Source organism: Streptomyces sp. DvalAA-14, assembly GCF_900091855.1.
In the GTDB taxonomy this organism is placed as follows: Bacteria; Actinomycetota; Actinomycetes; order Streptomycetales; family Streptomycetaceae; genus Actinacidiphila.
Window position 1 is genome coordinate 13,320 of record NZ_FMCH01000476.1, and the last position, 25,716, is coordinate 39,035.

At 71.1% G+C, this 25,716-nt stretch carries 29 protein-coding genes and 1 tRNA gene; 19 read left to right on the forward strand and 11 right to left on the reverse strand.

All coding sequences use genetic code 11. The annotated features are described in order from the left end of the window. The first annotated feature begins 27 nt into the window (after nt 1-27). On the forward strand, nt 28-609 hold the full coding sequence (locus tag GA0115240_RS24860) for a YbjN domain-containing protein (RefSeq protein WP_272919929.1): 582 nt from the start codon (nt 28-30) through the stop codon (nt 607-609). Nucleotides 610-640: 31 nt separating this feature from the next. Here the strand turns inward: GA0115240_RS24860 and GA0115240_RS24865 are convergent, their stop codons facing one another. Continuing rightward, entirely contained in the window at nt 641-1,348 is a 708-nt protein-coding gene (locus GA0115240_RS24865; protein WP_093739834.1) for an SDR family NAD(P)-dependent oxidoreductase, read from the reverse strand. Nucleotides 1,349-1,462: 114 nt separating this feature from the next. On the opposite strand from GA0115240_RS24865, the gene GA0115240_RS24870 reads away from it, so the two are divergent. The 3 genes from GA0115240_RS24870 (at nt 1,463) to GA0115240_RS24880 (ending at nt 3,591) form a co-directional block, all read left to right on the forward strand. Continuing rightward, nucleotides 1,463-2,302, forward strand: coding sequence for a helix-turn-helix transcriptional regulator (locus tag GA0115240_RS24870; protein WP_093739836.1), 840 nt, complete (start codon nt 1,463-1,465; stop codon nt 2,300-2,302). A gap of 157 nt (nt 2,303-2,459) precedes the next feature. Next, a complete protein-coding gene (locus GA0115240_RS24875) occupies nt 2,460-2,918 on the forward strand; it encodes a GlcG/HbpS family heme-binding protein (protein WP_256069961.1) in 459 nt (152 codons plus the stop codon). Between the two features lie 112 nt (nt 2,919-3,030). Then, nucleotides 3,031-3,591 (forward strand): hypothetical protein, encoded by a 561-nt coding sequence (locus GA0115240_RS24880; protein ID WP_141708955.1) that lies wholly within the window; start codon nt 3,031-3,033, stop codon nt 3,589-3,591. On the opposite strand, the gene GA0115240_RS24885 is transcribed toward GA0115240_RS24880, so the two are convergent. Beyond that, nucleotides 3,584-4,081, reverse strand: a complete 498-nt coding sequence (locus GA0115240_RS24885; RefSeq protein ID WP_093739842.1) for an ATP-binding protein — start codon at nt 4,079-4,081, stop codon at nt 3,584-3,586. The genes GA0115240_RS24880 and GA0115240_RS24885 overlap by 8 nt on opposite strands. 134 nt (nt 4,082-4,215) lie before the next feature. On the opposite strand from GA0115240_RS24885, the gene GA0115240_RS24890 reads away from it, so the two are divergent. Next, nucleotides 4,216-5,046, forward strand: coding sequence for a helix-turn-helix domain-containing protein (locus tag GA0115240_RS24890; protein ID WP_093739844.1), 831 nt, complete (start codon nt 4,216-4,218; stop codon nt 5,044-5,046). Continuing rightward, a complete protein-coding gene (locus tag GA0115240_RS24895) occupies nt 5,043-5,252 on the forward strand; it encodes a DUF397 domain-containing protein (protein WP_093739846.1) in 210 nt (69 codons plus the stop codon). Before GA0115240_RS24890 ends, GA0115240_RS24895 begins: the two co-directional genes overlap by 4 nt. A gap of 9 nt (nt 5,253-5,261) precedes the next feature. Here the strand turns inward: GA0115240_RS24895 and GA0115240_RS24900 are convergent, their stop codons facing one another. After that, nucleotides 5,262-6,479, reverse strand: a complete 1,218-nt coding sequence (locus GA0115240_RS24900; RefSeq protein WP_093739848.1) for an MFS transporter — start codon at nt 6,477-6,479, stop codon at nt 5,262-5,264. Between the two features lie 138 nt (nt 6,480-6,617). Between GA0115240_RS24900 and GA0115240_RS37205 the strand changes: the two genes are divergently transcribed. After that, nucleotides 6,618-7,478, forward strand: coding sequence for a hypothetical protein (locus GA0115240_RS37205; protein WP_176725165.1), 861 nt, complete (start codon nt 6,618-6,620; stop codon nt 7,476-7,478). A 15-nt stretch (nt 7,479-7,493) separates the two neighbouring features. Here GA0115240_RS37205 and GA0115240_RS24915 read toward each other — a convergent pair whose 3' ends face one another. Then, nucleotides 7,494-8,750 carry an MDR family MFS transporter gene (locus tag GA0115240_RS24915; RefSeq protein ID WP_093739850.1) on the reverse strand — a complete coding sequence of 419 codons (1,257 nt, stop codon included), beginning with the start codon at nt 8,748-8,750 and terminating at the stop codon, nt 7,494-7,496. A 92-nt stretch (nt 8,751-8,842) separates the two neighbouring features. On the opposite strand from GA0115240_RS24915, the gene GA0115240_RS24920 reads away from it, so the two are divergent. Then, the gene (locus GA0115240_RS24920) at nt 8,843-9,601 is read left to right on the forward strand and encodes a phosphoglyceromutase (protein ID WP_093739852.1); all 759 of its coding nucleotides are present in this window, start codon (nt 8,843-8,845) and stop codon (nt 9,599-9,601) included. Between the two features lie 81 nt (nt 9,602-9,682). Here the strand turns inward: GA0115240_RS24920 and GA0115240_RS24925 are convergent, their stop codons facing one another. Beyond that, on the reverse strand, nt 9,683-10,213 hold the full coding sequence (locus GA0115240_RS24925; RefSeq protein WP_093739854.1) for a GNAT family N-acetyltransferase: 531 nt from the start codon (nt 10,211-10,213) through the stop codon (nt 9,683-9,685). Nucleotides 10,214-10,392: 179 nt separating this feature from the next. Between GA0115240_RS24925 and GA0115240_RS24930 the strand changes: the two genes are divergently transcribed. After that, nucleotides 10,393-10,734, forward strand: coding sequence for a hypothetical protein (locus tag GA0115240_RS24930; RefSeq protein WP_093739856.1), 342 nt, complete (start codon nt 10,393-10,395; stop codon nt 10,732-10,734). Nucleotides 10,735-10,798: 64 nt separating this feature from the next. Here the strand turns inward: GA0115240_RS24930 and GA0115240_RS37210 are convergent, their stop codons facing one another. Continuing rightward, nucleotides 10,799-10,975 carry a hypothetical protein gene (locus GA0115240_RS37210; protein ID WP_176725164.1) on the reverse strand — a complete coding sequence of 59 codons (177 nt, stop codon included), beginning with the start codon at nt 10,973-10,975 and terminating at the stop codon, nt 10,799-10,801. 179 nt (nt 10,976-11,154) lie between these two features. After that, a complete protein-coding gene (gene phoU / locus GA0115240_RS24935) occupies nt 11,155-11,835 on the reverse strand; it encodes a phosphate signaling complex protein PhoU (protein ID WP_093739858.1) in 681 nt (226 codons plus the stop codon). Nucleotides 11,836-12,017: 182 nt separating this feature from the next. On the opposite strand from phoU, the gene GA0115240_RS24940 reads away from it, so the two are divergent. Both GA0115240_RS24940 and GA0115240_RS24945 read left to right on the forward strand, forming a co-directional pair. Beyond that, the gene (locus GA0115240_RS24940) at nt 12,018-13,310 is read left to right on the forward strand and encodes a sensor histidine kinase (protein ID WP_093739860.1); all 1,293 of its coding nucleotides are present in this window, start codon (nt 12,018-12,020) and stop codon (nt 13,308-13,310) included. Next, nucleotides 13,307-13,987 carry a response regulator transcription factor gene (locus GA0115240_RS24945; protein WP_093716893.1) on the forward strand — a complete coding sequence of 227 codons (681 nt, stop codon included), beginning with the start codon at nt 13,307-13,309 and terminating at the stop codon, nt 13,985-13,987. Before GA0115240_RS24940 ends, GA0115240_RS24945 begins: the two co-directional genes overlap by 4 nt. Before the next feature lie 100 nt (nt 13,988-14,087). Here GA0115240_RS24945 and GA0115240_RS37215 read toward each other — a convergent pair whose 3' ends face one another. Then, nucleotides 14,088-14,726, reverse strand: coding sequence for a hypothetical protein (locus GA0115240_RS37215; protein WP_093739862.1), 639 nt, complete (start codon nt 14,724-14,726; stop codon nt 14,088-14,090). Between the two features lie 523 nt (nt 14,727-15,249). Between GA0115240_RS37215 and GA0115240_RS24960 the strand changes: the two genes are divergently transcribed. The 7 genes from GA0115240_RS24960 to GA0115240_RS24990 all read left to right on the forward strand — a co-directional run bounded on the left by GA0115240_RS24960 (nt 15,250) and on the right by GA0115240_RS24990 (nt 22,493). Next, the gene (locus tag GA0115240_RS24960) at nt 15,250-15,732 is read left to right on the forward strand and encodes a CarD family transcriptional regulator (protein ID WP_033174074.1); all 483 of its coding nucleotides are present in this window, start codon (nt 15,250-15,252) and stop codon (nt 15,730-15,732) included. A 326-nt stretch (nt 15,733-16,058) separates the two neighbouring features. After that, nucleotides 16,059-16,790: a 2-C-methyl-D-erythritol 4-phosphate cytidylyltransferase gene (ispD, locus tag GA0115240_RS24965; protein ID WP_161302438.1), complete on the forward strand. Its 732-nt coding sequence runs from the start codon at nt 16,059-16,061 to the stop codon at nt 16,788-16,790. A gap of 139 nt (nt 16,791-16,929) precedes the next feature. Beyond that, entirely contained in the window at nt 16,930-17,424 is a 495-nt protein-coding gene (ispF, locus tag GA0115240_RS24970) for a 2-C-methyl-D-erythritol 2,4-cyclodiphosphate synthase (RefSeq protein WP_093739926.1), read from the forward strand. 195 nt (nt 17,425-17,619) lie between these two features. After that, the gene (locus GA0115240_RS24975) at nt 17,620-18,009 is read left to right on the forward strand and encodes a PPOX class F420-dependent oxidoreductase (RefSeq protein WP_093739866.1); all 390 of its coding nucleotides are present in this window, start codon (nt 17,620-17,622) and stop codon (nt 18,007-18,009) included. 97 nt (nt 18,010-18,106) lie between these two features. Next, nucleotides 18,107-19,498 (forward strand): cysteine--tRNA ligase, encoded by a 1,392-nt coding sequence (gene cysS / locus GA0115240_RS24980; protein ID WP_093739868.1) that lies wholly within the window; start codon nt 18,107-18,109, stop codon nt 19,496-19,498. Nucleotides 19,499-19,617: 119 nt separating this feature from the next. Then, nucleotides 19,618-20,577 carry a 23S rRNA (guanosine(2251)-2'-O)-methyltransferase RlmB gene (gene rlmB, locus GA0115240_RS24985; RefSeq protein ID WP_093739870.1) on the forward strand — a complete coding sequence of 320 codons (960 nt, stop codon included), beginning with the start codon at nt 19,618-19,620 and terminating at the stop codon, nt 20,575-20,577. 188 nt (nt 20,578-20,765) lie between these two features. Next, nucleotides 20,766-22,493, forward strand: a complete 1,728-nt coding sequence (locus tag GA0115240_RS24990) for a DoxX family protein (RefSeq protein WP_346267981.1) — start codon at nt 20,766-20,768, stop codon at nt 22,491-22,493. Between the two features lie 92 nt (nt 22,494-22,585). Here the strand turns inward: GA0115240_RS24990 and GA0115240_RS24995 are convergent, their stop codons facing one another. From GA0115240_RS24995 to GA0115240_RS25005, 3 genes are all read right to left on the reverse strand, one after another. Further along, nucleotides 22,586-23,338 carry a nucleotidyltransferase family protein gene (locus tag GA0115240_RS24995; RefSeq protein ID WP_093739874.1) on the reverse strand — a complete coding sequence of 251 codons (753 nt, stop codon included), beginning with the start codon at nt 23,336-23,338 and terminating at the stop codon, nt 22,586-22,588. A 120-nt stretch (nt 23,339-23,458) separates the two neighbouring features. Then, on the reverse strand, nt 23,459-23,863 hold the full coding sequence (locus GA0115240_RS25000; protein ID WP_093739876.1) for a hypothetical protein: 405 nt from the start codon (nt 23,861-23,863) through the stop codon (nt 23,459-23,461). Nucleotides 23,864-24,183: 320 nt separating this feature from the next. Further along, nucleotides 24,184-25,302 carry an ABC transporter ATP-binding protein gene (locus GA0115240_RS25005; protein WP_093739878.1) on the reverse strand — a complete coding sequence of 373 codons (1,119 nt, stop codon included), beginning with the start codon at nt 25,300-25,302 and terminating at the stop codon, nt 24,184-24,186. A gap of 199 nt (nt 25,303-25,501) precedes the next feature. Between GA0115240_RS25005 and GA0115240_RS25010 the strand changes: the two genes are divergently transcribed. Then, nucleotides 25,502-25,575, forward strand: a tRNA-Thr gene (locus GA0115240_RS25010). Nucleotides 25,576-25,716 lie beyond the last annotated feature (141 nt).

The following is a 25,716-nucleotide window of genomic DNA, read 5'->3' on the forward strand; positions in this document are numbered from 1 at the left end:
CAGCAGGGGAACGGGCGCGGGCGCGACCTGGGCAGGAAGCCGGGCGCCGACGCGGGGACGGACGCCGGGACCGATACGGACGCCGGCGCCGACCGGGGAGCCGGCGCCCGCACCGCCCCCGAGCAGGCAGCCGCCCGGACGCTCGAACAGGCATTCCGCGAGGCGGAGTTGACCTGGGAGTCGCCGGCCGCCGGCACGTACGTCGTCCAACTCCCCGGCACCCGCAAGCTCTCCACGACCTGCCAGTTCATCGTCGGCCGCCACACCGTCTCCCTCAACGCCTTCGTCGTCCGCCACCCCGACGAGAACCAGGAAGCGTTCTACCGCTGGCTGCTGGAGCGCAACCTGCGGACGTACGGCGTGAGTTACGCGGTCGACCGGCTCGGTGACGTCTATCTGAGCGGGCGGCTCCCGCTCGCCGCGGTGACCGTCGAGGAGATCGACCGGCTGCTGGGTGCGGTGCTGGAGAACGCCGACGGCTCCTTCAACACCCTGCTGGAGCTGGGCTTCGCGACCGCGATCCGCAAGGAGTACGCCTGGCGGGTGGCCCGCGGTGAACCCACCCGCAATCTGGAGGCGTTCAGCCATCTGACGGGCGATCAGTTCTGAACGCTCCCTGCGTCGTGCGCGCTGTCGGGCACTACCAGGACAGCGGGCCGTTGACGTCGAAGTAGCCGCCGGTCGGGCCGTCCGGGCCCACCTGCGCCATCCGGACGATGATCTCCGCGCCCTGTTCGACGGTCTGCGTCCCGGTGTTCGCGTTCAGATCCGTCTTGGTGTAGCCGGGCTCCACCGCGTTGATCCGCATCTCCGGGAACGCCTTGGCGTACTGCACGGTGATCATGTTGACCGCGGTCTTCGACGCCGGATAGGCGACCCCGGGGTAGAAGTAGGTCGGGGTGCCCTCGGCGGCCACCTGGCTGATCGAGCCCAGGCTGCTGCTCAGGTTCACCACGACCGGGGCGGCGGACCGCCGCAGCAGCGGCAGGAACGCCTGGGTGACGCGCACCACGCCGAAGACGTTCGTCCCGAACAGGCGGCTCATCACCTCGGCGCTCTCCTCCTCGGCGCGGAACACGCCGCCGTCCGGGGACCGCTCCTCGATGCCCGCGTTGTTGACCAGCACGTCCAGTCCGCCGGCCGCTTCGACGGTCCGCACCGCGGCGGCGACCGACGCGTTGTCGGTGACGTCCAGCAGGACGGCCCGCGCGCCCAGTTGTTCGGCGGCCTTGCGACCGCGTTCGGCGTCCCTGCTGCCGATCCATACGGTGTGGCCGGCGGCTACGAGTCGGCGGGCGGTCTCGAAGCCGAGACCCTTGTTCGCTCCGGTGATCAGTGTTGTCGTCATGCTTGAAGACTCCCGCCGGACCGGCCCGGCCAGCCAGTGCTCCGGTCTTCCTGGGACCGCCCGTACCAGGCTCGTGCCGGGCCGGCCGGCGGCCGGCGGTGCACACTGGACGGCATGGCGACCGCAGAATTCGGCAGGGCGATGCGCCGCTGGCGCGACCGGATCGCACCCGACGCGGCCGGGCTGCCGGCCGGCGGACACCGGCGGGCGGCCGGTCTGCGCCGCGAGGAGCTGGCCCTGCTGGCCGGGATCTCCGTCGACTACGTCACCCGCCTCGAACAGGGCCGCGCCTCCAACCCCTCCTCGCAGATCGTCGAAGCTTTGGCCAGAGCTTTGCGGCTGTCCGGAACCGAGCGCGCCCACCTGTTCCGGCTGGCCGGGCTGGCGCCGCCGGGCCCGGAAACGGTCCCCGCGTACATCACCCCGAGCGTCCAGCGCCTGCTGGACCGGCTGACCGGCACCCCTGTCGCCGTCTACGACGCGGCCTGGACACTGATCGTGGCCAACCCGCCGTACGCGGCCCTGATGGGTGACCCCTCCGGATGGCGCGGCAGCGAGCGCAACGGCGTGTGGCGCACCTTCCTCGCACCCCGCAACCGGGTCCAGCACACCGTGGAGTCCCGGCGCGCGCTGGAGGCCGCCCAGGTCGCCGACCTGCGGGCCGCCGCCGCCCGCTACCCGGCCGACCAGCGGCTGCGGCGACTGGTCGCGGAACTCGTCGCGGGCAGTGAGCGGTTCGCCGAACTGTGGGAATCCGGCGCCGTCGGCCAGCACGAGGCCGCCCGCAAGACCATCGAGCATCCGCACGTGGGCCTGCTGACCCTGGACTGCGACGTGCTCAGCGTGACCGGCAGCGACCTGCGCATCATGATCTACACGGCCGAGCCCGGCACCAAGGACGCCGAGCGCCTCGCCCTGCTCACCGTGCTCGGCACCCAGGCGCTGGTCGGCTGACGCCACGCGGGGCGGCGCTCTGCGGGGCACCGCTGTGCGGGGCACCGCTCTCCGGGGCGGCGCCCGAACACCGTCGGACCCGGGGCCATCACCCGGACGGCCCCCGGATTCACCCGGGCCCCGGGCTCAGGTTGACAGGCGGACCGCCGCTGCGAGGGTGGAAGCAACCACCGTGGGGGCGGACCAGGAGGAACGCATGGTCACCGTCGAGAGCCTGTCGCTGGACGACGCCCGGAAAGTGATCGCGGCCGGGGAGAAGAAGGCCCAGGAGATCGGTCAGCCCAGCAACATCGCCGTGGTCGACCACGGCGGGAACCTCGTCGCCCACATCCGGATGGACGACGCCTGGATCGGCAGCATCGATGTCTCCATCAACAAAGCCTTCACCGCCCGCGCCTTCGAGATCTCCACCAAGGACCTCGCGTCGAACGCCGGCCCTGGCGACCAGTTCTTCGGGATCAGCGGCTCCAACCAGGGCCGGATCATGATCTTCGCCGGGGGCATCCCGCTGCTCCGGAACGGCAAGGTCGTCGGCGCGGTCGGCGTCAGCGGCGGCTCCGGCGTCCAGGACCAAAGCGTGGCGGAGGCCGCCGCCGCGGCGTTCGGCGGCAAGTGACCCGGCCGTTCCGGCGGGCGCCGGCCGGGGCGAAACCGCTGGCCCGGCACGGCTCGGCCCGGAGGTATCCCTCTATCCTCGTCCTCGGGGACGGCGACAGGGGGAGGCCGCAATGGCCAAGAGGGATCAAGACGGCCCGGACTTGGGACCGTTGGAGATACGCGCCGGCGGGCTTGGCCGACTGCTGGCCAAGGCCATGCTGCCCGCCACGGCGCTGGTCCTGCAAGCCGTCGTCCGGGACGGGTTCGCGGGCACGATCGACACGGTGATCTGTGCGTTCGTCGGTGCCATGGTTCTCGGCGTCGGCGTGCGTCACGTGCGCTGGCGCTCCAAGGGGTGCCTGGTCCGGTTGGACGAGGCCGGCGTCACCTTGACCGGTGTGCGCACCGTGGGCTGGGCCGAGATCCGCGAGGTCCGCGAAGTGCACAGGAACGCGTGGGAAGGCTTGGTCTTCCTGCCACAGGACGACGCCGTGCTGCCGATGTTCGACATCCCGCTGTTCGTCCTGCGGCGACGCACCCGGAGGGACCGCCGGACCCGCTTGTGGGGCAGCCCCTTGGTGCTGTCCCCGATGAACCTGGACGCGTCCAGGACCCAGATCGTCGACGCGGTACGGCGGTTCAGCGGGGGCGTGCCGATACTCGACGAGAAGCGGGAACTCGTCGTCAGCTAGCGGGTGCGGACCCGGACGGGTCGACCTCGTTCGGGAGCACGTCGGCCGGGGCGAGGACCGCGGCCCAGACGACCTTCCCCGGGCCCTCGCGGTCGGTGACGCCCCACCGGCCGCCGGTGATCGCATCGATGATGGCCAGACCCCGGCCCCGTTCGTCGGTGTCCGCCGCCTTGGTGAGGACAGGACGCTCGTCCCGGGCGTCGTGGACCTCCAGGATCACGCCCTGCTCCGTCCGCAGAAAGCTCGTGCCGATGTCCCGGCCGGGTACGCGGCCGTGTCGCTGCGCGTTCGTCATCAACTCCGACAGCACGAGGCCGGCGTCGTCGGCCAGCGCCGACATGCCCCAAGCCGCGAGCTGTGATGCGAGCGCATGACGAGCCCTGTGGACTCCGTCGGGGCTCGCGGTCCACAGCCGCTGGGGAGGCGTGTACTGCCTGGGCCGGATCTCGTCGTACTCTCCGGACATCACCACCGCGATCGGAACTCCCATGTCGTGCCTGGCCCTTCGGCTTTCAGTATTCCGGTTCCCTGTGACCTTCGTTACTCCTAGGCTGAACCAGATCAACGCTGGGTGACAGGGGGCCGGTGCCTACGGCGCCGCTCGAATACGTCGGAAGGTGAGCCATGACCCGAGCAGGCGAAGAGCAACCCGGCGGCTCGTGGCTGCACTTCTACGCCGAGGAGCTGAGGACGACGCGCGAGGCGCGGGGGATGTCGCAGCGGGGCCTGGCCTCCCATACGACGTACAGCTACCAGCAGGTCTGCAACGTGGAGGCGGCCCGACGCACACCGTCCCAGTCGTTCAGCCGGGAGGTGGACGTGGCGCTGGAGACGGGGGATCGCTTCCAGCGGATTCTGCGGCGGGTGTTGGATGATCCATTCCCGGAGTGGTTCAAGGGCGCGGCCAAAGAGGAACAGCGGGCGGACCGGATCAGGATTTACGAGGCGCAGGTCATCCCCGGGCTCTTCCAGAATGAGGAGTACACCCGCGCACAAATGAACTGGGGACAGCCTCGTATGCCTGCCGAGCGACTGGAGATCGAGGTCGCGGGCCGCCTGAAACGCCAGGAACTGCTGACCCGCGAGAATCCTCCCTTCGTCTGGGTGATCCTGGACGAGTCGGCACTGCTGCGGCCGATCGGCGGCCGCGGAGTGATGACCGGGCAGCTTCAACGCCTCCTACGCGAGGCCGAGTCGCCGAACATCGTGATCCAGATTGTGCGGCTACGGACAGACAACCATCCTGGCCTCGACGGCTCGTTCACGATCTGGAGTTACGAGGATCACGAAGACGTGGTGTATGCCGAAGGGATGATGACCGGCGGAATTATCGAGAGGCGCCAAGACGTGGCATCGGCTAACTTGTCCTACGATCTCCTGCAAGCGGTGGCTCTGGACCCGGGCATGTCGCTTGACTTCATCCGCTCCGTATTGAAGGACGAGTACAGCGCATGATGGATGACACCCTGCAGGGCGTTGACTGGTACAAGTCGAGCTACAGCAATAGCTCCGGTGGCAACTGCGTAGAAATCGCCGACGGCGTCCCCGGTGTCGTCCCCGTCCGGGACAGCAAGGACCCCGAGGGCCCGGCCCTCCGCTTCACCCCGGCCAGTTGGACCGCTTTCCTGGCCGACCTGAAGGCCGACCGCCTCCCCTTCTGACCCCCGAACTCAAGCCCGTTGCGGAACGGCAACCCGTATCGCCGGAAGCGTCAGCACGGCGAGCGCCGCTGCCAGCTGCCACACCGCGCCGAAGCCCAGCACACTCGAGGTGCCGACGAGGACGGAAAGCGGCCCTGCCGCGGCGAGCCCCACCGGGCCGAGGGCGAACGCCCCGAAGGTGCTGTACGCGCTGATCCGGGCGAGGGTGCGAGGCGGCACCTGCGCCTGGGTGGCGGTGGTGTAGAGGGTGCCGGAAAGGGCGCTTCCGACGCCGGCGAGCAGTGCGGCGGCGCAGATCCAGGGCAGCGGCCGGCCCGTGGCGAGGGCGGCGGACGGCAGGGCCCAGCCCAAGGTCGCGGCGGTCGCCACGAACAGTGGGCGGCGCGGGCGGCGCCCGAGCATGAGCAGCCCGCCGATCACTGCGCCCGCCCCGTACAGCGCCATGACCAGGCCCCACGCGGTGGCGCCCCCAAGGCTGCGCTGGGCGACGACCGGGCCGAGGACCAGGAACGGCGCCCAGACCAGCAGGTTGAACAGCCCGACGTGCAGCGAGGTCACCCACAGCCAGGTACGGGAACGGAACTCCGTCCATCCTTCGCGGAGGTCCGCAGCGAAGGACGAGGCACGGGGGGACGGCCGGACCGTCGAGGGCAGCAGGAGCAGAGCCGTGACGCTCACCGCGTAGCTGCCGGCGTCCAACGCGAGCACTGAGGACGCGCCGGCAGCCGTGATCATGAGCCCGGCGAGCACGGGTCCGGCGATGGACGTGGCCGAACGGGCCATGCCGAGAAGCGCGTTGGCGTCAGAAAGCCCACCACCGGGTGCGATGCCCGGGACGAGCGCGTTGAGCGCGGGCGTGAACAACGCCTCGGCCGCGCCCCAGACCGCGACCAGCGCGATCAGCGTCCACAACTCCGCGCTCCCGCCGAGGAAGGCCAAGGCCAGCCCGGTCTGGGTCAGACACCGTACGGCGTCGGCGGTCAGCATCACCCGGCGGCTGCCCAGCCGGTCGCCGACGACTCCGCCGAGCAGCAGCACCAGGACCAGCGGCAGGATCCGGGCCGCGAGGACGCAGCCGAGTTGGGTGCCTCCGCCGCCGGTCTGCAGCACGGCGAACGTCACGGCGATCGAGGCCATCGACGATCCGAGCAGGGACGTGGTGTAGCCGGCGAAGAAGCGGCGGAAGGCGCGTTCTCGCAGCGCCGCCGGGCGGAGATTCAGGGTCATGGGCGCAGCGTGCAAGGGCCGTTCGGTGACACGCCAGGCCTGGGGCCGAGAATACTTGAGCCTGGATAAGTCAATTTATGATTGCCACGGGCGCGTTGACGGTACCGTTTACTGCGGTGAGTCGACGAGGAGGCCATCGTGAGTCGTCCGGTTGAGTACGCCGTCGCGGTGGACCGGTTCCTGTGCGGCGCCGCGCTGAGCCCGGGTTCCCGCCGGATCTACCGGATCGCTCTCACCACTTGGGCCTGGGCACTGGTGGACCGTGCGGTGCCGGTCGGCGGCGAACGCCGCAACGCCGCGCCACCGGCCGTCCCGTTGACCCTGCTCGACACCCCGTACGCGGCCGGCCGGATACGGGAAGCGTTCACCGCACGCGCCGCGACCGTCGGCGTCCGCACCGCCAACCGGGAGTTGTCGATCCTCGGCAGCGCGGTCGGTTGGTGGCGGGCCCAAGGCTGGCTGTCCGGCGACCCCACCGCCGGCTTGCGGCCCCTGCCGGTGAAGAAGACGCCGGACGCCTGTACGGGCACGGGCATGGTTGCGAGCATGGGCACGGGCACGAATACGGGCCAAGGCCCGGCGTCGGTCAAGGGGTCAGCTCCGGACGCCGACCCGACCCCGGGCTCACCCACCGGCTCCCGACTCGTCGCACACGAGATCCGCGCCGTCCTGGCCCTGCCCGCCCCGCTGCGCGAGCAGACCTTCTGGCATCTGCTGCACGAGACCGGCGGGCGGATCGACCGTGTCCTCGCTCTCGACCTCGATGACCTGGACCTGCCCTGTCGCCGTAGTCGCGACCGCCGCGAGTCCCCACTGCGCTGGGCCGACGGCTCGGCCCACCTGCTCCCCCTGCTGATCCTCGGCCGCGTTACCGGTCCTGTCTTCGTGACCGCCCGCGGCCGTCTCTCCTACCGCCGCGCCGCCGAACTCTTCACCGCCGCCACCCGCCCGCTCGACCCACGCGGCCGGGGGTGGACGCTGCGGCAGTTGCAGCGCTGAGCAGCCTCTGTCACGTCACGACGGCAGGGACACCCGGCCCGGCGTGGTCGCTTCGGCCGGCTCGGGCAGTGGGCGGGGGCGCAGCAGCAGGTAGTAGCCGGCGCCCGCGGCCGTGCCGACCACCGCGCAGCCGATCCAGACGGCGTTGCTGCCGAGGTGGTCCAGGGTGAGGCCGCCCACCAGGGGGCCGGCGAAGGCGGCGGCGGACCAGGAGAGGGTGAACATGCCCTGGTAGCGGCCGCGGGCGGTGGCCGGGGCGAGGTCCGCGACGGCCGACATCGAGGCGGGCGCGTGCACGATCTCGCCGAGGGTCCAGATCACAACGGTGAAGGCGTAGAAGCCGACCGACGCGGCGAACGCGGTCAGGCCGAAGCCCCAGGCGAGCACGCAGGACCCGACGCCGAGCAGCGTGCCGCTGGCGTAGCGGCGCAGGGCGCGGGTGAGCGGGAGTTGCAGCAGCACGATCACCAGGCCGTTGATCGCGGCGACCAGGCCGAACTGCCGGGCCGACAGGCCGTGTGCGCCCATGTCGATGGCCAGCGTTGAGTTGCCCTGCTGCTCGACGCTGCCCAGCAGGAAGGTGAAGACGACCAGCGCCATGAAGCGCCGGTCGCGGACGACGTCCAACAAGGTGAGGCCGGCCGCCGCCGGGTCCCGGTCCCGCCGCGAGGCGGCGACCAGCGTCTCCTTGGCCTTGGCGAAGACGACCACCGCGCACAGCAGTGTGGTCAGCGCGTCGCCGAGGAAGAGCCACAGATAGCCCTCGGCGGCGATGAAGCCGGCCGCCGCCGCGGAGACGCCGAAACCGACGTTCACCGCCCAGTAGTTGAGCGAGAAGGCGCGGACCCGGTCCGCGGCCGGTACGAGGTCGGCGATCATCGCCTGGAGGGCCGGCCGCGAGGCACTGGCGGTCAGGCCGAGCAGGGCGGCGACCGCGGCGATGCCGAGCGGATCGGCGACCAGGCCGAGTACGGCAGTGCCGAGCGCGGTCCCGACCTGCGCGGCCAGCAGCGTCCGGCGGCGGCCGACGCGGTCCGCCAGCGCCCCGCCGAGCACGGCGCCGCCCGCGCCACCGAGACCGTAGAGCGCGGCGACCAGGCCCGCGTACGAGGGGGAGTAGCCGCGCTGCACGGTCAGGTAGAGCGCCAGGAAGGTGACGACGAAGCCGCCCAGGCGATTGATCAGGGTGCTGGTCCACAGCCACCAGAACTGACCGGGCAGACCGGAGACCGTTTCCCGCACCGCCTGCCTGGCCTGCGCGGCTGCCCTCATACAACGTCCTCCCCGTAATGGCTGCTGGTGCCTTGCGCAGGTTACCGAGGCCGGTCGAGAGGCGCCAATGGATTTCGATTAGGCTCGGCCCCATGGCTGCTGCTGCGTACAAGCTGATCCTGCTCCGCCACGGCGAGAGCGAGTGGAACGCGAAGAACCTGTTCACCGGCTGGGTGGACGTCAATCTCAACGAGAAGGGCGAGAAGGAGGCGGTGCGCGGCGGTGAGCTGCTCAAGGACGCCGGCCTGCTCCCCGACGTGGTGCACACCTCCGTGCTGAAGCGGGCGATCCGCACCGCGCAGCTCGCGCTGGAGGCCGCCGACCGGCTCTGGATCCCCGTCCAGCGCACCTGGCGCCTGAACGAGCGCCACTACGGCGCGCTCCAGGGCAAGGACAAGGCGCAGACGCTCGCGGAGTTCGGCGAGGAGCAGTTCATGCTCTGGCGCCGCTCCTACGACACCCCGCCGCCGGTCCTCGCGGACGGCGCCGACTTCTCCCAGTCCGACGACCCGCGCTACGCCTCGATCCCGCCGGAGCTGCGGCCCCGCACCGAGTGCCTCAAGGACGTCGTCGAGCGGATGCTGCCCTACTGGTACGACGGCATCATCCCGGACCTGCTGGCCGGCCGCACCGTCCTGGTCGCCGCCCACGGCAACTCCCTGCGCGCCCTGGTCAAGCACCTCGACGGCATCTCCGACGCCGACATCGCCGGCCTCAACATCCCCACCGGCGTCCCCCTCGCCTACGACCTCGACGCCGACTTCCGCCCCCTCAACCCGGGCGGCACCTACCTCGACCCGGAGGCGGCGGCAGCCTCCATCGAGGCCGTCAAGAACCAGGGCAAGAAGTAGCCCCTTTCGCCAACACGCCCCTGACCTGCGGTTTCTGCGCGGAGCAGGGGCGTTTTCATGGCCTGGGCCCCGTCGGGGCCCTCAGTTTCCCGGGGAGCGCAGGCCCAGCCACTGCTCGGCGCCCCACGCCTCGAACCGCTCCACCTCGGTGAACCCCAGCTTCGCCGCGAGGCGCATCGAACCGGCGTTGGCGCTCTGGGTGGTGAGCACCACCGGCTCACCGGGAAGGACGCCGTCGAACCAGTCGAGCGCCGCCGCGCACGCCTCGGCGGCGTACCCGAATCCCCATGCCCGCGGCAGGAACAGGTAGCCGAGGTCGGCCTTCCCGGCGGCAGCCGGGCGACGGTGCCCGGTCGCTCTCCTGAGCAGGATCTGGCCGATCATCGCCCCGTCGAGATCAACGACGAAACTCCCGGGCCACTGTTCGGGCACCGCCGGCGTCTCGCGCTCGAGCTCGTCGCGCGGGCGGGGACCGCCGAGGTACCTGTGCACCTCCGGCGAGGCGAGCAGCTCCACGAACGCCCCACGATCCCGCGCCTCGGGCGCACGGAGCACGAGGCGTTCGGTCCTGATCGGCGCGGGCGGCCACGTCACGATTCCCAGATCCTCCATCGGCGCACGCTAACAGACGGCCGAGGGTGGCGAATGGGCACAACTCGGCGGCGTCCGCGCCACGTTCGGGTGAAAGCGGAACGTTTCGGCGTGCGGCAACCGGGTGACCGGGGGCAGATCTCGCCGGTGGGCGGGCAGGTCTGAGGAGGCTTGAGTTCCCTCACACAAGGAGCGATTCCATGCGGATGCGCACCACCCTCGCCGCCGCCGTCGGCGCCCTCACGCTGCTCCTCGCGGTCCCCGGACCCGCGTCGGCCGCCGAAGGCGAGTTCCGCTACCTCTACACCGTCCCCGGCGGCGACCTGGCGCCCGGAGCCCTGCTGGATCCCCCCAGCCGGGAATGCCTCACCATCCCGGAAGCGGCCCACGCGTACCTGCCCCCGGCGCGCGCACCCCGCAACGGCACCGACGCCACGGCGACGGTCTTCACCGGCCCGCACTGCGACGGCGACTACTACACCCTCCGCCCCGGCGGCTCGGCGAGCACCCGGCTGGAACTGCGCTCCGTCGTGTTCTCCTGATCCCGGCGTGAAAAGCGGGCCCCACCCGGGGTGTTCCGGGTGGGGCCCGCTTGGTTGCTGGGGCTCAGTGGGTGCAGCCGCCGCACTGGCAGGGGGCGCCGGACTGGCAGCCGCAGCCGCAGCCCGAGCCGCAGCCGCAAGCGGCGACCAGGGGGAGCGGCGTACGCGGCAGGGCCGGTGTCGCGTCGGTCGGTGCGGGCCGGGTGCGGTGGGCGGGCGGTGGCGTGGGAGATTCCGACATCAGTACAGCCTCCTCGGACGTGCCTGCCGCCAGTGAACCCCGCCACGAACCGGCGCTTCAAGGGCGCACAAGGGCATTTCGCCCCGACCCCGTCCGCTCACGCGCCCCGCGACTGCCGGCGCGCCTCCCGGGTCCGCCGCACGCCCCACCCGCTCCCCGCCCGGACAGGGCCTGGTGCCTCAGGCTCCCTCGACCACCGTCGGCGCCGGCGTCAGCTCGTCCGCGTGCTCGCCGGTGACCAGGTAGACGACCCGTTTGGCGACCGACACCGCGTGGTCCGCGAACCGCTCGTAGTAGCGGCCGACCAGGGTGACGTCCACCGCGGTCTCTATGCCGTGCTTCCAGCGGTCGTCCAGCAGGTGCTGGAACAGGCTGCGGTGCAGCTCGTCCATGCGGTCGTCGTCGGCCTCCAGCTGGAGCGCGTCGTCGACGTCCTTGGTGACGATGACCTCCGCGCACTTCACCATCAGCCGCTGGGCGAGCTGGCCCATCTCCAGGATGGTGGCGTGCAGGTCACCGGGCACCGCGGAGTTGGGGAAGCGGAGCCGGGCGAGCTTGGCGACGTGGCGGGCCAGGTCGCCGGAGCGCTCCAGGTCGGCGCTCATCCGCAGGCTGGTGACGACGATCCGCAGGTCGGTGGCGACCGGCTGCTGCCGGGCCAGCAGATTGATCGCCCGGGTCTCCAGCCCGCGCTGGAGGTCGTCGACCTTCTCGTCCGCGGCGATGACGCTTTCCGCGACGTTCAGGTCGGCGTCCAGCAGCGCGGTCGTGGCCCGGCCGATCGCGGAGCCGACGAGGCGGGCCATCTCGACCAGCCCGTCACCGATCGAGTCCAGCTCCTCGTGGTATGCGTCCCGCATCGCGTTCCTTCCGTCCGAACAGAGGCTTCTCCTCCACGCTGACACGCTGTCGGGCGCACGCGTACCGGCCGCGCACCCAGAGTGAATCGGCACCTACGTGAAGGTGAACTCTTGGCAACGTACATCCGAGAGGTATCTCTCAGGCTTGTGGAGTGTTTGAGCGAGCCACCTAATCTGGAGCCATGGACGTGAACGCGGCAGTCGCCGCAGCCAGCGCGATAGCCGGTCTGCTGACCGGCGTGATCGCCGTGCTCGCGTTCCGCTGGAGCGAGCGGGAACAGGCCCGCCCCACCCGAACCGCACTGAGACCGGATCATATGACTGCAGTATTGCCCCCGGGCGTGGACACCGTATTGTCGGTTCTGCGCTCGTCGGCTGTCGTCCTGGACGAGGGTGACATAGTGGTCAAGGCCAGCTCGGCGGCATATGCCCTCGGACTGGTTCGAGGCGGCCGGCTGGCCGTCGACCAGATGCTGCAGATGGCCCGTGAAACCCGGCGGGACGGCGAGATACGGCAGGTGGAACTCGACCTGCCGCGCCGCGGCGCCGGCCGCGGGGAAGGACTCGCGGTCTCCGCCCGGGTCGCCCCCCTGGGCTCACGCCTGGTGCTGCTGCTGGTCGAGGACCTCACCGAGGCCCGCCGTATCGAAGCCGTACGCCGTGACTTCGTGGCCAATGTCAGCCATGAACTGAAGACACCGGTCGGCGCGCTCTCCCTGCTCTCCGAAGCGGTGATGGACGCGGCCGACGATCCCGAGGCGGTCAACCGCTTCGCCGGGCGGATGCAGATCGAGGCCACCCGGCTGACCAGCCTGGTGCAGGAGATCATCGACCTGTCCCGGGTACAGAACGACGACCTGCTCGACGACGCCGAACCGGTCGCCGTCGAGGACCTGGTGGCCGAGGCGGTCGACCGCTGCCGCCACCAGGCCAACACCAAACAGATCACCATGGCCACCGGGACCCCGCCCGATCTCTTCATTTGGGGAAACCGGGGTCAGCTCGCCGCCGCACTGGGCAACCTGGTGGAGAACGCCGTCAACTACAGCCCGGCCCGGACCAGGGTCGGGATAGCCGGACGCCGGATCCCTGCCACCGGGGGAGACCTGATTGAGATCTCCGTCACCGACCAGGGCATCGGTATCTCCGAGAAGGACCGCGACCGGGTCTTCGAGCGCTTCTACCGGGTGGACCCGGCGCGCTCAAGGGCCACCGGCGGCACCGGGCTCGGTTTGTCCATCGTCAAGCACGTGGCCGCCTCGCACGGCGGGGAGGTCACGGTGTGGAGCGCCGAAGGCCAGGGCTCCACTTTCACACTGCGGCTTCCCGAGGCCGGGATCGCCCGCGACCGCGCGCTGCCGCCCGGCACCGATCCCGAAGCCGAAGCGGACGCAGACCCGGCCGACGAGCCGTCGGACGACCAGCTTTTCCAGACCCTGCCCGAACACATCCCCGCCCCGGAGGTCCTTCCGTGACCCGCGTACTCGTCGTAGAGGACGAAGAGTCCTTCAGCGACGCGCTGTCGTACATGCTCCGCAAGGAGGGCTTCGAGGTCGCCATCTCCGCGACCGGGCCCGACGCGCTGGACGAGTTCGAGCGCAATGGCGCCGACCTGGTACTGCTCGACCTGATGCTGCCGGGTCTGCCCGGCACCGAGGTATGCCGCCAGCTGCGTCTCAAGTCCAATGTCCCGGTGATCATGGTCACCGCCAAGGACAGCGAAATCGACAAGGTCGTCGGCCTCGAAATAGGCGCGGACGACTACGTGACCAAGCCGTTCTCCTCCCGGGAACTGGTCGCGCGCATCCGTGCGGTACTGCGCCGCCGCGGCGAGCCCGAGGAGATCTCCCCGGCCGCCCTGGAGGCCGGCCCGGTCCGGATGGACGTCGACCGGCACGTGGTCACCGTCAGCGGCGGCAAGGTGGACCTCCCGCTCAAGGAGTTCGACCTGCTGGAGATGCTGCTGCGCAACGCCGGGCGCGTGCTGACCCGGATGCAGCTCATCGACCGGGTCTGGGGCGCCGACTACGTCGGTGACACCAAGACCCTCGACGTGCACGTCAAGCGGCTGCGCGCCAAGATCGAGCCGGACCCGGGCGCCCCGCGCTACCTGGTGACGGTCCGGGGTCTCGGCTACAAGTTCGAGCCGTAAACACGCGTCGCGAAGACGACGCGAAGACGACGCGAAGACGAGAAGAGCAGTGCGGAAGGGGGCCCGGCGATCGCCGGGCCCCCTTCGCTGCCTTCCGCGCCTACGCGGTGGGGGTGGCCGTGCCGGTCGGCGTGCCCGTCGGCGTCGCCGTGTCCGTCGAGCCCGGCGTCGCGGTGCCGCCGGCGCCGGTGGTGGGCGTCGCCGTGCCGGTCGCGCTCGGGGACGGCGTCGTGGTGGCCGGCAGCGAGCCGGGGCCGTAGGGCTTGAAGTAGCCGTTGGCCGGCGTCACGTTGATCGGCAGCGAGACCGGGCCGGTGGCGCTGAACAGGAACACCGCGGTCTGCACGTCACCGTCGCGCAGCGACTCGCTGCCGGTGTCGATGGTCGCCGCCGGGTTGCCCTTGCCGCCCAGCAGGACCGAGCCGTTGGCCGGGACGGTGATGCTCCGGGCACCCTTGGGGCCGATCAGCCGCGCGGCCAGCGAACCGGACAGCCGCACCGACTGCAGGGTCTGCGCGGTCCTGCCGTTGTTGAACAGCCGGGCCGAGACGGTGGCCGGGCCGTTCGGCTGGGTGAGGACGAAGGCGTTCTGCACCTTGATGACGCCGACACTGGCCGCTGCGCTGTCCGGGTGGACCTCCAGCGTCCTCGCACCTTCCCCCGCGCCGCAGGCGACCAGCGGGGCGAGCGAGAGCGCGACAACGGCGGGGAAAGCGGCGCGACGGAAGCTGCGGACCACGGCGGCGCATCTCCTTGGGCAGGAAGGGAAGATCTTCGGGCGGCCTTAGATTACCGAGCCGCCCGGCACTCCGCGCACCGGCCCCGCCCTTTACGTGACCACATCAGACCCGGCCGATCACGGCGCTGATCGCGGTACTGATCGCCGTACCGATCGCCGTACTGATCACGGCACGGATCTCGGCAGCGATCACGGCACGATCACCACGCCGATTTCCATGACTGGGCAAAATTGGATCTTCAACGATCGAGAACCCGAACGGAGTAGCGAAGCACCACTCGTCCGGGAGGGACAAATGCGGACGTATGGCCCCTAGCAAGGGGGCTTCCGGAGCTGTAACGGGCACGTTTCGACCCCGCCGTATACCCGCTCCGACCTGCGAATACCCCTTCCAGGGCGCACCCTCCAGCACGTCCCGGGGGCGCTTGTCAAGCCCCGAGATGTGCCCTGACCTGCGAAAACGCCATTCAGATGAGGCCGTTCCCGTGTTACTCTGGATAGCCACGGAAGGGGTACCTGTCACATGACGTTCAAGGTTGGCGACACCGTGGTCTATCCCCATCACGGGGCCGCGCTGATCGAGGCTATCGAAATTCGCCAGATCAAAGGCGTGGACAAGACCTACTTGGTGCTCAAGGTCGCCCAGGGCGACTTGACGGTACGTGTGCCCGCGGACAATGCGGAGTTCGTCGGAGTACGCGACGTGGTCGGTCAGGAGGGTCTGGACCGGGTCTTCGAGGTGCTGCGCGCGCCGTACACCGAGGAGCCCACCAACTGGTCCCGCCGATACAAGGCAAATCTGGAGAAGCTCGCCTCCGGTGATGTCATCAAGGTCGCGGAAGTCGTGCGCGACCTGTGGCGCCGGGAGCGTGAGCGCGGCCTGTCGGCCGGTGAGAAGCGCATGCTCGCCAAGGCTCGGCAGATCCTGGTCAGCGAGTTGGCCCTGGCGGAGAACACCAACGAGGACAAGGCAGAGGCTCTGCTCGACGAGGTCCTCGCGTCGTAAGACCGTCCCCTTTCGGACGTTCTCGTAATCGCGACGACCGACGGCACACCACCTGCGCCGATGTGACGTACCCGACCTACGAAGACGCACCCCCGGACCCGTCCGGGGACCCTGCCGCGGCACCCGGTTGAGCATGACGACCGGGTGCTGCGGCATGCTCGTCCCGCAGCACGCTTGATTCAGGGCATGCTCACCCCGCGACATGCCCCGCACGGTGCCGGCCCGGCCACCCCGGCCACCTCGGAAGGGGTGGGCGACCTGGGCGTATTCTCCCGGACTTCACGGAAGGGGTCCGGAAGAACGCCGCGTCCGGCACCTTGAATGCGATACCCATCTCACGCAAGGACACAAACCTGCGTACCGCAGCCGTCATTCCCGCCGCCGGACGTGGCGTCCGGCTCGGCCCCGGCGCGCCCAAGGCGCTGCGCACCCTGGGCGGGGTCCCGATCCTCGTCCACGCGGTCCGCGCCATGGCCCGCGCCCGCGCCGTGCAAGTGATCGTCGTAGTGGCTCCCCCCGAGGGAGTCGCCGAGGTCAGAGCGCTGCTCGACGCCCACGGCCTGCCGGAGTCCACCGACATACGGGTCGTGGCCGGCGGCGACGTCCGCCAGGACTCGGTCCGGCTGGGCCTGGCCGCCCTGCCCGACGACGTCGACGTGGTGCTGGTCCACGACGCGGCCCGCCCCCTGGTACCGGTCGAGACCGTCGAAGGGGTCGTCGAGGCGGTACGGGGCGGCGCGCTCGCCGTCGTCCCCGGCCTGCCGCTGGCCGACACCGTCAAGAGCGTCGACCCGGTCACCGGCCAGGTCACCGGAACCCCGCAGCGCGCCCTGCTACGGGCCGTACAGACCCCGCAGGGCTTCGACCGGGCCACCTTGGCCAAGGCGCACGCCACGATCACCCAGGACGTCACGGACGACGCGAGCATGGTCGAGCAGCTCGGACTGCCGGTGCTGGTGGTGCCCGGGCACGAGGAGGCGTTCAAGGTGACCCGGCCGCTCGACCTGGTGCTGGCCGAGGCGGTCCTCGCCCGCCGGAGGGCCACCGATGGGTACTGAGCCGACGGGGGCCGAGCCGGGGGCCGGACCGGGTGCTGGACCGGGCAACCCGCGGGGCGCCGAACCCGCCGGCGAGCCTGCTGGCGAACCGGCCACTGAACCGCGCACCGATCCGCGCACCGACCCACCCGCAGCCGGGCTGCCGCCCGGCTATGTCCTGCCCCAGGTCGGCATCGGCACCGACATCCACGCCTTCGAGGAGGGCCGCGAGCTGTGGTGCGCGGGCCTGCGCTGGGAGGGCGAGGGCCCCGGGCTGGCCGGGCACTCCGACGCCGACGTGGTGGCGCACGCCGCCTGCAACGCGCTGTTCTCCGCGGCCGGCCTCGGCGACCTCGGCGCCCACTTCGGCACTGGCCGCCCCGAGTGGTCCGGCGCGTCCGGCCTGACCCTGCTCACCGAGGCGGCCCGGATCGTCCGCGCGGCCGGCTTCGTGATCGGAAACGTCGCCGTGCAGGTGGTCGGCCGGCGGCCGAAGGTCGGCAAGCGACGGGACGAGGCCCAGCGGGTGCTGTCGGCCGCGGTCGGCGCGCCGGTCGCGGTCAGCGGGGCCACCACCGACGGGCTCGGCTTCCCCGGGCGCGGCGAGGGCCTGGCGGCGATCGCCACCGCGCTGGTGGTCCGCGTCACGGGCTGAGCGCGGGCCGCGGGCCCGGGAAGATCGGGCGGAACGTGCGGAACGCGCGGAACGGGCGCCCTCGTCGGCCGACCGGACCACGGTCCCGAACTCCCCCGACCCGGGGGGAATTCGGGGCCGGGGTCCGGTCGTTCCGCTCCTGGATCAGGACCCACGGCCCGGATCCGCCCCCACCCGCCTCGCGAAGGGACCTCCATGCCCGACCTCTCCGACTCCGCCCGCGCGCTCATCGACGCCAACAGCTACGCGACCGTCGGCACCATCGAGCCCGACGGGCAGCCGCAGCTTTCCCTCGTGTGGGTGACGCGTGAGGGCGACGACGTCGTCTTCTCCACCCTCGCGAGCCGTCGCAAGCACGCCAACCTCGACCGGGACCCCCGGATCACCCTGCTGATCACGCTGCCCGAGGCGCCGTACGCGTACCTGGAGATCCGCGGCACCGCCACCATGGACACCGAGGGCGGTGACAAGCTGATAAACGACCTCAGCCTGAAGTACACCGGCAAGCCGTACACCAGCGACCTTCCCGGCGCCGTCCGGGTCGTCGTCCGCGTCACGGCCGGCCACGTCGTCGAGCACGGCTGAGCCCGGGCGCCGCCGGACCGCGGCGGGATTGTGACGCCTGTGTGTGCTCTGGGCCGTAGGGCGCAGGGCACACACTCGGGCCCACTACCCTTGAGGCGTGACTATTCGCCTGTACGACACCGACGCACGCCAGGTTCGTGACTTCGTCCCGCTCACGCCGGGCTGCGTCTCGATCTACCTGTGCGGCGCCACGGTGCAGGCGGCCCCGCACATCGGCCACCTCCGGTCCGGCCTCAACTTCGACATCCTCCAGCGCTGGTTCCGCTACCGGGGCTACGAGGTCACCTTCGTCCGCAACGTCACCGACATCGACGACAAGATCATCAAGAAGGCGGCCGAGCAGGGCCGCCCGTGGTGGTCCATCGGCTACGAGAACGAGCGCGCCTTCACCGCCGGTTACGACGCCCTGGGCTGCGAGCCGCCCACTTACGAACCGCGGGCGACCGGCCATGTGCCGGAGATGATCGAGATGATGCAGGGCCTGATCGAACGCGGTCATGCCTACGTCGCCGACGGCAACGTCTACTTCGACGTGCGCTCCTTCCCGGACTACCTGGAGCTGTCCAACCAGGAGCTGGACAACCTCCGCCAGCCCGAGGGCGAGGGCGAGACCGGCAAGCGGGACCAGCGCGATTTCGCGATGTGGAAGTGCGTCAAGCCCGGTGAGCCGTCCTGGGACACGCCCTGGGGCCGCGGCCGGCCCGGCTGGCACCTGGAGTGCTCGGCGATGGCCCACAAGTACCTCGGCGGCGCCTTCGACATCCACGGCGGCGGCATCGACCTGATCTTCCCGCACCACGAGAACGAGATCGCGCAGGCCAAGGCCTTCGGCGACGAGTTCGCCCGCTACTGGGTGCACAACGCCTGGGTGACCATGAGCGGCGAGAAGATGAGCAAGTCGCTCGGCAATTCGGTGCTGGTCTCCGAGATGGTCCAGCGCTGGCGGCCGATCGTGCTGCGCTACTACCTGGGCACACCGCACTACCGCTCGATGATCGAGTACAGCGAGGAAGCGCTGCGGGAGGCCGAGTCCGCGTTCGCCCGCATCGAGGGCTTCGTGCAGCGGGTCATCGAGAAGGCGGGTCCGGTCGAGCCCGCCGCCGAGGTGCCGCCGGCCTTCGCCGAGGCGATGGACGACGACCTGAGCGTCCCGCAGGCGCTGGCCGTCGTGCACACCACCGTCCGGCAGGGCAACAGCGCGCTGACCGCAGACGACAAGGAAACGGCGGTCGCCCGCCTGGCCGAGGTCCGTGCGATGCTCGGAGTGCTGGGTCTCGACCCGCTCGATCCGCGCTGGGCGGGCACCGACCGGGGCGACGACCTGCACGGTGTGGTGGACTCGCTGGTCCAGCTGGTGCTGGAGCAGCGGCAGTCCGCGCGTTCCCGCAAGGACTACGCGACGGCCGACGCGATCCGGGACCGGCTGGTGCAGTCCGGCCTGGAGATCGAGGACACCCCGACCGGCTCGCGGTGGATCCTGCACGGCTAGCGCACCGCGACCGCACACCCGCACGCCCGGGCCTGTCGTCACGAGGCCGACCCGCACCGGCGCCCTGTCCGGCGCCCCTGGACGTCTGTTGAGTTCGACCGAAGAAGTGAGAGTGCCCCATGGCCGGCAACAGCCAGCGCAGAAACCGCCGTACCAGCAACAAGAAGGGCGCCACGGTCGGCAGCGGCGGGCAGCGGCGCAGGTCCCTCGAGGGCAAGGGCCCGACGCCGCCGGCCGCCGAGCGCAAGGGCCACAAGAAGAACCGCGTCGCCAACGCGCAGGCCAAGCGGACCGTCTCGGCGCAGTCGCGCCGCCCCTCCGGCCGCGGCGCGAAGGCCAGCTCGGAAATGGTCGTCGGCCGCAATCCGGTGGTGGAGGCGCTGCGCGCCGAGATCCCGGCCACGGCCGTCTACGTCCAGCAGTACATCGACAACGACGACCGGGTGCGGGAGGCGATCAAGCTCGCCAGCGACCGCGGGGTGCCGCTGATGGAGGCGGCCAAGCCGGAACTGGACCGGATCACCGCCGGCCTCAACCACCAGGGCCTGGTCCTCCAGATCCCGCCGTACGAGTACGCGCACCCCGACGACCTGCTCGGCGACGCGTCCCGCAAGCGCGAGGACCCGCTGATCGTGGCGCTGGACGGGATCACCGACTCGCGCAACCTCGGTGCCGTCGTCCGGTCCGTGGCGGCCTTCGGCGGGCACGGCGTGGTGGTGCCGGAGCGGCGCGCGGCGGGCATGACCGCCGGCGCGTGGAAGACCTCCGCGGGCACCGCCGCCCGGGTCTCGGTGGCCCGGGCCACCAACCTCACCCGCACCCTTGAGGCGTACCAGAAGGCCGGGCTCACCGTCGTCGGCCTGGCCGCCGACGGCGACGTCGAACTCCAGGACCTGGAAGTGCTGGCCGGCCCGGTCGTCATCGTGGCCGGCAGCGAGGGCAAGGGCCTGTCCCGGCTGGTCGGCGAGACCTGCGACGTACTGGCGCGGATCCCGATGCCGGGCGGCGGGGCGGAGTCGCTCAACGCCGGTGTCGCGGCGGGTGTCGTGCTGTACGAGGCTTCGCGGCGCCGGGCGTAGGCGCGCCACCGAGGGGCGTCACCCAGGCGCCTCGCGGGCTCGTCGGGCGCGCGTCGGCGCGCCGGCGGGGCTGACGGGGGACCGTCAGGCAGTGTCCTAAATGGGTGTCACTCGGTTAGATGAGTGTGGACACCAGAACACCCCGCACTCCCACGGGGGGAGGCGCGCCGGGATTTGATGAGCGTGTGATGACCATGGCACGGGTCCCGAGCGATCCCGCCCAGGTCATCGTCAACCACGCGAGCTTCCGGGTGCAGTTGGGAGCGGCCTCGGGTCGTGCCCTCGGGCTGGACGCGACGGCGAGGATGCCCGGCGTACCGTCGCCGGCGGCCGGCGGGAAGCGCCGTCCCGCGCCCCTGGTCTGGTCCGGGCCCACGGATCCGGACGACACACTGGCCGGCCGCCTCATGCGCGCGGTGCACCAGGCCGGCTCCCCCGAAGCGGGCGGCGCCACCCAGGTCCTGCCCCGCGTCGGCAGCGGATCCGGCGCGGCGGCCGAAGCGGGTGAGACGACCGTGCTGCCCACCATCGTCGGCCAGCGCTCCGCCGGCTCCTCGACCGGCCTGCTCGGCGGCGTACGGCCGGGCCGGGGCGCGTACGACCCGCTGGACGAGCGGGCCGGTGCCGATTGGCGCGGCGGCGACGGCTACCACGGGGACGGCTACCGCGACGAGCGTTACCGGGACGACCGCTACCAGGACGATCCTTACCGTGACGACCGCGACGACCGCGACGACCGTGACGCCGAGAACCGCAAGCCGCGCGACCGCCGCGAATCCGCCAAGCACGCCTGGTATCCCGACCGCCGGCTCAACCTCGGCATCGTGCTGCTGCCGCTGCGCGTCTTCCTCGGCCTCATCTCCGTCTACGCCGGCATGGGCAAGCTCTGCGACCGCGTCTACTTCGACGGCGGCAAGCGCGGCTCGATGGTCACCTGGCTCTCCTCACTGCACCCCTGGGCCCTCGCCGAACCGCTGCGGGACGCCGCGCTCAACCACCCGGTCGGCGCCGGCCTGAGCATCGCCTTCCTGCAGGTCGTGGTGGGCGTGCTGACCGTCTGCGGTCTGTGGCAGCGGGTCGCGGGTGTCTTCGGCGCGGCGCTGTCGGCCGCGCTGCTGGTGACCGTCAGCTGGCGGACCGTCCCGGTCTACGACGCCCCGGACTTCATCTACCTGGCCGCCTGGAGCCCGCTGATCATCGCCGGCGCCCCGGTCTACTCGATCGACGCCCACCTGGCCGGTGACGCCTGGCGGCGCCTCGGCCCGCGCGCCTCGCTGTGGGACCTGCGGCGGCGCGTGCTGCGCCGGGGCGCCATCCTGGCCGCGGTGATCGCCGGCTCCACCCTGCTGATCGGTTCGGTGCTGGGCGCGGCCGTACGGGCCACCACGCCGCGCGACGAGCGGCCGGGCCCCGGCGTCACCCCCACCAACAGCCTGCCCGGCGCGCCGCTGCCGGAGACCTCCGGTGAACCCGGTGCCACCAGTGGCGCGTCGCCGTCGCCCTCCCGGTCCGCCGCCGCGAAGAAGGCGAAGGAGAAGGCGAAGGCCCAGCAGAAGCAGCAGGCCACCGCCACCCCCAGCACCGCGCCCACCGGCCACGCGACCAGTCGCACCGGCGGTACGAGCGGCACCGGCGGCGGCGCGAGCGGTGCGCCGTCGCACAGCGGCGCGACGTCCGGGTCCGGGTCGGCCGGCTCGGGTACGGGATCCGCTTCCGGTTCCTCCGGAGGCGGCGGCTCCCAGGCCCCGCAGACCGCGCCCCCGCCGACCGCCGCCGCGCCCGCCCCGCCGCCGCCCACCGCCAAGCCGCCCACGGGCGCGATCGGCGGCCTGCTGGGCAGCCACTCCCCGACCGGTCTGCTCCTCGGCATGGAACACCGCGGTTCCGCCGCGCACGGCCGGAAGGACCTGGCCTAGAACCACTGCGGCGCGATGACGGCGGCCCGTACCGATCCTTCCCCGGGTACGGGCCGCCGTGGCGTGTCCGGGCGGGTGGCTCGCCGCCCCTTTCAGGCCCGGAGCGCCGCCAGTTCCTTCGCGGCCTCGTTGAGGTCCTTCGCCGTGTCGATGGCCCGCCAGTAGGCGCCCTGCGGGATCGGGAAGCCGGCCAGGCGGCGTTCGCGCGCCAAGTGCGGGAAGGTGGTGCGCTCGTGGTCGCCGAGGTCCGGCAGCAGCGCGGCGAAATCCGGCGCGAAAACGTACACGCCCGCGTTGATCAGATACGGCGACGGCGGGGACTCGATGAAGTCCAGCACCTGCCCGAACTCATTGGTCTCCACCGCGCCCCACGGGATACGCGGCCGGGCCAGCGCGAGGGTGGCCACGGCGTCCCGCTCCTCGTGGAAGGCGGCCATCTCCCGTAGTGAGAAGCGGGTCCAGATGTCGCCGTTGGTGGCGTACCAGGGCTCGCCGGCGCGGGGCAGCGAGGCCGCCGCGTACTTCAGGCCGCCGCCGCGTCCCAGCGGTTCGGTCTCGACCACCGTGGTGACGTTCAGCGGCAGATCCGCCGTGGCCAGCCATTTCTGCAGCACCTCGGCGAGGTGCCCGCAGGAGACCACCGCGTCGGTGACGCCTTCGGCGGCCAGCCAGGCCAGTTGGTGCCCGATGATCGGCGTGCCCGTACCGGGGATCTCCACCATCGGCTTGGGCCGGTCGTCGGTGTACGGCCGCAGGCGCGACCCCTGCCCGCCGGCCAGGAGGACGGCCTGGGTGACCGTAACGGGGCTGCCGTGGGGCGTTGTCTGCTGCTCGACGCGCGTCATGCAGCGCACCCTAGACGACAAGGGCGTGCGGCCCACCACGGTGGGTCGCACGCCCCAGGACTCCGGTACGTGTTCGGCAAGCGTCCGATGTATCCCGCCGGCGGCCCCGGCAGCCGGATTTCACCCGACCGAGGACACCCCGGTGGCGAAAGCGGTGTCGCACACCGGCCGCGACCACGCCTGGGCACGCTGGGCGGCCCCGTCGTACTTCGCGACCGCGGCCCGGCCCAGCGAGCGGGCGATGGAGACGCAATAGCGGGCGAGGGACGGCTGCTTGGCCATCGCGACCTGGAGGTCGGTCAGGGCCACGCCCGGGTCCTTCTCCTGGAGTTCGGCCAGCAGCCGCCGGCGCAGAGCCTCCTGGGGCGTGGCGGCGTCCTTCGTGGCCGATGCGGTCAGCACCTGCGCGTCCGAGGAGGAGGCCGCCCACGGGACGCGGGTGACGGCGAGCGTTCCCGACAGGACGAGAACGACCGGAAGAACGAGCGCGAATGTCTTGCCGAGACGGCGAGCTACCTGGTTCACGCATCGGATCGTAGCGACTGGTGATGTTTTGACGACATTCAGTCACCCTCCCGAGGGAGTGAAATTGCCGATGTCGCCATTCGGACGTTGACGCACAGCCGCCCGACTCACTCGAAAGGCCCCATATGCGGGGTATGCCGGGCAGTTGATGCGACCGCTGTGCCGGGTGCCGGGTGCCGGTCGGGGTCGGGTCGGGGCCGGTGGTGTGGCGGGGGCCGATGCGCCGGCGGGCCGGTGACGTCCTGGAGAGGACGTCACCGGCCCGCCGGGTGTGACGCAGGTTCCTACGTGGTGAGGTCTGACGCGGTCCCCCCTGGAGGTCAGTCGCTCAGGCGCTCGCCGGAGGAGGAGGCGAAGACGTGGGTCTCGCCGGCGCGCGGCACCACGTGCAGGACGGAGCCCTTCTCCGGGATGGAGCGGCCGCCGACGCGGATGACGACGTCCTTGGTCTCGCCGTTGACCTCGGCGGAACCGTAGACGAAGCCGTCGGCGCCGAGCTCCTCGACCACGTTGACCGTGATGGCCAGGCCGGCCGGCGCGTCCTTGGACAGGCCGTCGCCCTCACCGCTGGCGATGTCGAAGTGCTCCGGACGGACACCGACGAAGACCGTACGGTCGCCCTTGTCCGCGGCCGCCTTGATCGCGTCACGCGCCACGTTGACGACGGTGTTGCCGAACTCGACGCCGCCGTCGGTGATCGGCACCTCGATCAGGTTCATCGCGGGGGAGCCGATGAAGCCGGCCACGAAGAGGTTGGTCGGCTTGTCGTACATGTTGCGCGGGCTGTCGACCTGCTGCAGCAGACCGTCCTTGAGCACCGCCACGCGGTCGCCCATCGTCATGGCCTCGACCTGGTCGTGGGTGACGTAGACAGTGGTGACGCCCAACCGCCGCTGGAGGCTGGCGATCTGGGTACGGGTCTGCACGCGCAGCTTGGCGTCCAGGTTGGACAGCGGCTCGTCCATCAGGAAGACCTGCGGCTCCCGGACGATCGCGCGGCCCATCGCGACACGCTGACGCTGACCACCGGAGAGCGCCTTCGGCTTGCGGGCCAGGTACTCCGTGAGGTCGAGGATCTTCGCGGCTTCCTCGACCCGCTTGCGGATCTCGGCCTTGTTGATGCCGGCGATCTTCAGCGCGAAGCCCATGTTGTCCGCGACGGTCATGTGCGGGTACAGCGCGTAGTTCTGGAACACCATCGCGATGTCCCGGTCCTTCGGCGGCAGGTGCGTGACATCGCGGTCACCGATCCGGATGGACCCGGCGTTGACGTCCTCCAGCCCCGCCAGCATGCGGAGCGAGGTTGACTTCCCACAGCCCGACGGCCCGACCAGAACCAGGAACTCGCCGTCCCCGACCTCGATCTCGAGCCCGTCCACCGCGGGCTTGTCGCCGCCCGGGTAGATCCTGGTGGCCTTGTCGAACGTAACAGTAGCCATGACTGGTGCAGTCCCTTCACCGGCAGGAACGTGCCGGACGATCCGAGTAAAGAGAAGAACGAACGTTGTGCGTTCTTGATTGGTCTAGTCCGTTTAATACAGACTCCCCGAGACGCTACCTCGCCGGTGCTCCCTTGTCACCAGCCCCACCCACCCTTTTCGATCCACCCCCCACCCACGCCCGGTACACTGCTGCTGCGCCTCCTTAGCTCAGCTGGCCAGAGCACCGCTCTTGTAAAGCGAAGGTCGTCGGTTCGAATCCGACAGGGGGCTCTTCGTTTGCCCAGGTCAGGGGCCTGGCCGTCCGCTGGGCGGCCGGGCACCCGCCCGTTCAGCACATATTCTGCACGGGTCGCGTGTGCTCGACCGTACGGAAGTGCCAGGCGGTGGCGCCAAGGAGAGCGGGCGGAGCAC